Origin of the sequence: Variovorax atrisoli 110B (genome assembly GCF_000382045.1) — a bacterium.
GTDB lineage: Bacteria > Pseudomonadota > Gammaproteobacteria > Burkholderiales > Burkholderiaceae_C > Variovorax > Variovorax atrisoli.
This window is the reverse complement of sequence record NZ_KB907484.1, coordinates 1-6,838: the sequence shown is the minus strand read 5'-3', so window position 1 is coordinate 6,838 and position 6,838 is coordinate 1. Positions and strand designations below refer to the sequence as shown.

Genomic DNA, 6,838 nt, shown 5'->3' with positions numbered 1-6,838 from the left:
CGCTGGTGCTGGGCAAGGCCACGGGCAAGGACGACGTGGTGTTCGGCACGGTGCTGTTCGGGCGGATGCAGGGCGGGGAGGGGGCGCAGAGGGCGTTGGGGCTGTTCATCAACACGCTGCCGCTGCGGGTGAGGCTGGGAGCCAGAGAGATACAGGCGTGCGTGAAGGAGACGCACGAGGCGCTCACGCAGCTGCTGCACCACGAGCACGCGAACCTGTCGCTGGCGCAGCGCTGCAGTGCGCTGCCGGGGGGGACGCCGCTGTTCTCGGCGCTGCTGAACTACCGGTACAGCCCGGAGCCCGAGGCTGGCGAAGAGCAGAAAGCCAGCATCGCCTGGGAGGGCATGGAGGTACTGGGCGGCGAGGAGCGGACCAACTATCCGTTCGTCATGTCCGTGGACGATCTGGGCAAAGGCTTCGAGTTGGTGGCGCAGATCAGCGAGAGCGTGGACGCGCAACGTGTGTGCGGCTATATGCATTCCGCGCTCCGTGGCGTGGTCGAAGTCTTGGAAGCGCGTTCGGAGCAGCTTGCATCTGACGTCCAAGTGATTTCCGGGCAAGAACTTTCGCAGCTTGCGGCGTGGAACTGGAATCAGCGAAGCCATGGCGATGCGGAAACTGTTCATCGCCTGATCGAGCGCTATGCGAAGCAGCACCCTGAAGCACCCGCACTGGTGTTCGGAGAAGAGAAGCTGAGCTACGGCGAACTCAACGCGAGGGCGAACCGGCTTGCGCACAGGCTGATGGCCCAGGGCGTGGGCCCCGAGGTGCTGGTGGGCATCGCGGTGGAGCGCTCGGTGGAGATGGTGGTGGGGATCCTGGGGATCGTGAAGGCCGGAGGTGCGTACGTGCCGCTGGACCCGGAGTACCCGGGGGACCGGCTGGCGTACATGGTCGAGGACAGTGGCATCGGGATGCTGCTGACGCAGAGCCACCTGCGTGCACTGGTGCCTGTCGCTGGAGTGGCCAAGGTGCTCGAACTCGACACGCTCGACACGTCGTCCGAGCCCGACAGTAATCCGCAAGTCGACCTGCACGGCGAACACCTGGCCTACGTGATCTACACGTCAGGTTCGACGGGCCGTCCCAAGGGGGCGGCGAACCGCCACCGCTCGCTGCACAACCGCCTGGCGTGGATGCAGCAGGCCTATGCGCTGGGTGCGACGGACACGGTGCTGCAGAAGACCCCGTTCAGCTTCGACGTGTCGGTGTGGGAGTTCTTCTGGCCGCTGATGTACGGAGCGAAGCTGGTGGTGGCCAACCCCGGGGACCACCGGGACCCGCAGCGGCTGGTGGAGCTGATCGGGCGGCAGCAGGTCAACACGCTGCACTTCGTGCCCTCGATGCTGCAGGCGTTCCTGGCGTACGAGGGGGCGAAGGCGTGCACGAGCCTGAAGCGCATCGTGTGCAGCGGAGAGGCGCTGCCAGCGGAAGCCCGGGACAAGGTGTTCGCAAGGCTGCCGCAGGCGAAGCTGTACAACCTGTACGGCCCGACGGAAGCGGCGATCGACGTGACGCACTGGACGTGCCGGGACGACGGCAGCAGCCAGGTGCCGATCGGGCGTCCGATCAGCCAGACGCAGGCGTACGTGCTGGACGGGAGCCTGAACGAGGTGCCGGCGGGTGTGGCGGGAGAGCTGTACCTGGGGGGCATCAACCTGGCGCGGGGCTACCTCAAGAGGGCGGGACTGACCGCCGAGCGCTTCATTGCAGCGGCCAACGGAAGCAGGCTGTACCGCACGGGAGACCTGGTGCGGTGGAACAACGAGGGCCAGCTGGAGTACCTGGGTCGGATCGACCACCAGGTGAAGGTGCGGGGCTTCCGCATCGAGCTGGGGGAGATCGAGGCGGGGCTGCAAGCCCAAGAGGAGGTGCGGGAGGCGGTCGTCGTGGCGAACGAAGGCCCGGCCGGGACCCGGCTGGTGGCCTACGTCTCGGGCAATGCAGGCCAGGTCATCGACACGGTAGCCCTGAAGCAGAAGCTGGGCGAAGCGCTGCCGGACTACATGGTCCCGAGCGTGATCGTGGAGTTGGAGGCGTTGCCGCTGAACGCGAACGGGAAGGTGGATCGCAAGGCGCTGCCTGCGCCGGAGTTCACGAGCGACAGGGCGTACGAGGCGCCCGAGGGGGAGGTCGAGGAGGCTCTGGCAGCCATCTGGGCCGAGGTCCTCGGAGTGACCCGTGTGGGCCGCAACGACAACTTCTTCGAGCTCGGCGGTCACTCGTTGCTCGCCGCCCAGACAGTCGCCCGAGTCCAGAGCGCCATGCAGATGGACCTCGCGATCAGGGATGTCTTCCTGCATCCCGTGCTCACGGAGATGGCGACTCTCATCGCCGACAAGAACCTGATGAAACCGGCCACCCAGGCCCTTTCGGAAATCGATTCACTGCTTGACAGCATGGAGGCTGTTTGATGGAAACCCTTGCAACCCGTCGCATTGCGGAGCGCTTCTCGCGACTGACGCCTGAACAGCGGCGCACGGTCTATCAGAAGATTCGCGCCGAGGGGCTCACGCTCGGGCAGTTTCCGATCCTGGCGCGCGACACGTCGTCGCCGGATCATTGCCATCTTTCCTACGCACAGCTGCGCCAATGGTTCCTGTGGCAGCTCGATCCGTCGAGCACCGCGTACCACATCAGCGGTGCGCTCAGGCTCACCGGTGCGCTGGATGTCGCGGCCGTGCGCGCGAGCTTCGACGCGCTGGTGCAGCGCCACGAGTCGCTGCGCACCACGTTCCGGGCCCAGGCTGGCGGCCTTGCCGAACAGGTGATTCACGAGAGTGTCGAGTTCGACATCGCCGTCGTGGACCTCGGCGCCATTGCCGGGCGCGATTCGCGAGAGCTCCGCCTTCGGGAAGAGGCGCATCGCTTGAGCGACACCCCCTTCGATTTGACCACCGGCCCGTTGCTGCGGGTCGGCCTGATCCGCCTTGCGCCCGAGGAGCACATGCTCGTCGTGGTGATGCATCACATCGTGTCCGACGGCTGGTCGATGCAGATCATCGTGGACGAGTTCGTCGCGCAATATCGCGCGCGCGTGCAGGGCGGTGCCGAAGACGCGGATCTGCAGCCGCTGCCGGTTCAGTACGCGGACTACGCTGTTTGGCAGCGCAACTGGCTCGAGGCCGGCGAGCGTGAACGCCAGCTCGGCTATTGGACATCGCACGTCGGTACCGATCAGCCTGTACTGCAGTTGCCGGCCGATCACGCCAGGCGAGCAGACGGACGCTACAGCGCCGCGCGCCGCGCCTTCGAATTGCCGGAGGCACTGGTCAAGGGGCTGCAGAAGCGCGCGCAGGGCCAGGGTGCGACCCTGTTCATGACCTTGCTCGCGGGCTTCCAGGTGCTCTTGAACCGTTACACCGGCCAGTCCGACATTCGCGTGGGCGTACCGATCGCCAACCGTCACCGGGTGGAGACGGAAGGCGTCGTCGGCTTCTTCGTCAACACGCAGCTGTTGCGCAGCGTGCTGGACAGCCGCGAGAGCCTCACGCAGGTGCTGGCGCGCGCGAAGGAGGCCGCGCTGGGCGCGCAGGCCCACCAGGACCTGCCGTTCGAGCAACTGGTGGAGGCATTGCAGCCAGAACGCAGCCTGAGCACCAGCCCGCTGTTCCAGGTCATGTTCAATCACCAGCGTGGGGATTTCAAGGCACTCGACAGCCTGTCGGGTCTCACGATGACCGAGTACGACCTGGGCACGCAGGCCGCGCAGTTCGAACTGACGCTGGACACCAGCGAAGACGCCGACGGTCGCGTGCGGGCGAGCTTCAAATATGCGGCGGAGCTGTTCGAGCCGCAGACCGTCGAGCGCATGGCGGGGCATTACCTGGCTTTGCTGGAGGCATTGGCCGAGCGACCCGAGCAGACTGTGGGTGACGTGAAGCTGTTGGACGAGGCGGAACTGCTGCAGCTGCAGCAGTGGGGATCGCAACATCAGTCTCGGGCATCCTCAGTCGGCGACCCGATCCACAGCCGGATAGAGCGCGAGGCGGCGCAGCATCCGGATGCCACTGCACTGGTCTTCGGTGATGAGTCCCTGAGCTACGGCGCACTCAACGCGAAGGCGAACCGTCTGGCCCACCGCCTGATCGCCCTGGGCGTGAAGCCCGAGAGCCGGGTGGGCATCGCGGTGGAACGATCCATCGAGATGGTGGTGGGCATCCTGGCGGTGCTCAAGGCCGGCGGCGCCTACGTGCCCCTGGACCCCGAGTACCCCGCAGATCGCCTGTCCTACATGGTGCAAGACAGCGGCATCGAGCTGCTGCTGACCCAGAGCCACCTGGGCGCACTGCCCGGAGCTGAATCACTCCAGGTGCTGGTGCTCGACACGCTCGATACCGCGTCCGAGCCCGACGGCAACCCGCAGGTCGCGCTGCACGGCGAGAACCTGGCCTACGTCATCTACACATCGGGCTCCACAGGCCGCCCCAAGGGCGCGCAGCTGTGCCACCGCAACGTGACGCGACTGCTGGACGCCACGCAACACTGGTTCGGCTTCTCGCCGCAGGATGTCTGGACGATGTTCCACTCCTACGCCTTCGACTTCTCGGTGTGGGAGATCTTCGGAGCGCTGTGCACCGGGGGCAAGCTGGTGGTCGTGCCGTTCTGGGTGAGCCGCTCGCCCGAGGACTTCCTGCAGCTGCTGCGCGAGCAGCGAGTGAGCATCCTGAACCAGACGCCGTCGGCCTTCGGGCAGCTGGTGGCCCTGCCGCAGGCGCTGGAGGGAGGATTGGCGCTGCGCGCGGTGATCTTCGGAGGCGAGGCGCTGGACCCGCAGCGGCTGAGGCCCTGGATCGAGCGCTACGGGGACGGTAGCCCGCAGCTGATCAACATGTACGGCATCACCGAGACGACGGTGCACGTGACCTACCGGCGCATCACGCGGGCGGACCTGGGTCAGCAGCGAAGTCCGGTGGGTGTGGCGATCCCGGACCTGGGGATGCAGGTGCTGGATGGGCAGCTGGGGCCTGTGCCGCAGGGTGTGGCGGGGGAGCTGTATGTCAGTGGGGAGGGGTTGGCGCGGGGGTACCTGAAGCGAGCCGCCTTGACCGCGGAGCGCTTCATCGCGACAGAGAAGGGGCAGCGCCTGTACCGCACGGGGGACCTTGTGCGGTGGAACAACGAGGGCCAGCTGGAATACCTGGGCCGGATCGATCATCAGGTGAAGGTGCGTGGGTTCCGCATCGAGCTGGGGGAGATCGAGGCGGGGCTGCAGGCCCAGCCTGAAGTGCGTGAAGCGGTCGTCGTGGCGAACGAGGGCCCTGCGGGTACGCGACTCGTGGCCTACGTCTCGGGCAACGGCATCGATACAGCTGCTCTGAAGCAGAAGCTGGGCGAGGCGCTGCCGGACTACATGGTTCCGAGTGTGATCGTGGAGCTGCAGGCGCTGCCGCTGAACGCGAACGGGAAGGTGGACTGCAAGGCGCTGCCTGCGCCGGAGTTCACGAGCGACAGAGCGTACGAGGCGCCCGAGGGCGAGGTCGAGCAAACCCTGGCATCGATCTGGGCCGAAGTCCTCGGAGTGACCCGCGTGGGCCGCAACGACAACTTCTTCGAGCTCGGAGGCCATTCCCTGCTGGCGCTGAGGCTGCTGGAGAGCGTGCGCGAGCGTGGCTGGAGCGTGCAGGTGCGCACGCTGTTCCAGCACCCGCAGCTGGGCGCCTTCGCGCAGGCGCTGCAGCAGGAGCAGGGGCGGGTGGAAGTGGTCGTGCCAGAGAACGGTATTCCTGCCGACTGCGAGGCGATCCGCCCGGACATGCTCACGCTGATCGAACTTGACGAGGCGCAGATCAGGCGCATCGAAGCCAAGGTGATCGGCGGTGCTTCGAACATTCAGGACATCTACCCGCTGGCGCCGCTGCAGGAGGGGATGCTGTTCCACCACCTGCTGCAGACGCAAGGGGATGCGTACATCACCTCGCACGCACTGGGGTTCGACAGCCGGGAGCGTCTGGAGGGGTTCGTAGACAGCTTCAACCGCGTGATCGAGCGGCACGACATCCTGCGCACGGCGGTGCTGTGGGAGGGGCTGAAGGAGCCGGTGCAGGTGGTGCAGCGGCATGCGCAGCTCAAGCTGCAATGGCTGGAGGCTGGAGCATCCGACGTCCCCGCCCAGCTCAAGGCCCACGTCGACCCCGCGCACTACCGCATCGACGTGCAACAAGCTCCGATGATCCACGCGATCGCAGCGCACGACCCGGCCCAGGGCCGTTGGCTGCTGCAACTGCCCAGCCACCACATGGTGCTGGACCACACGACGCTGGACTTCCTGGTGCAGGAGATCGCACTGATCCAGCAGGACAGGCAGGCCGAACTGCCGGCTCCTGTTCCCTTCAGGAACTACGTGGCGCAGGCAAGGCTGGGGGTGAGCCAGGCGGAGCACGAGGCGTTCTTCCGTCAGATGCTGGCAGACGTGGACGAGCCGACGGCGCCGTTCAACCTGCTGGACGTGCAGGGGGACGGCACGCGGGTGGAGGAGGCCCGACTGAGGCTGGAGCCGGAACTGGCCCAACAAATCCGGAGAGAAGCACAGCGCCACGGGGTGAGCGCGGCGACGCTGTTCCACCTGGCGTGGGCGCTGGTGCTGGGCAAGGCCACGGGCAAGGACGACGTGGTGTTCGGGACGGTGCTGTTCGGCCGGATGCAGGGTGGACAGGGGGCGCAGAGGGCGCTGGGGTTGTTCATCAACACGCTGCCGCTGCGGGTGAGGCTGGGAGCGAGGGGTGTGCTGGCGTGCGTGAGGCAGACGCACGAGGCGCTCACGCAGCTGCTGCACCACGAGCACGCGAACCTGTCGCTGGCACAGCGCTGCAGTGCGCTGCCGGGGGGCACGCCGCTG

Annotated in this window: 2 protein-coding genes; both read left to right on the top strand. The window is 66.7% G+C overall.

Annotated features, from left to right (window positions below; genetic code table 11):
* Positions 1-2,414, top strand: a 2,414-nt coding sequence (locus G369_RS0135055; protein WP_026346888.1) for a non-ribosomal peptide synthetase, incomplete at its 5' end; no start/stop codon positions are given.
* A partial coding sequence (locus tag G369_RS0135050) for a non-ribosomal peptide synthetase (RefSeq protein ID WP_026346887.1) occupies positions 2,414-6,838 on the top strand: 4,425 nt, incomplete at its 3' end. The genes G369_RS0135055 and G369_RS0135050, both read left to right, overlap by 1 nt.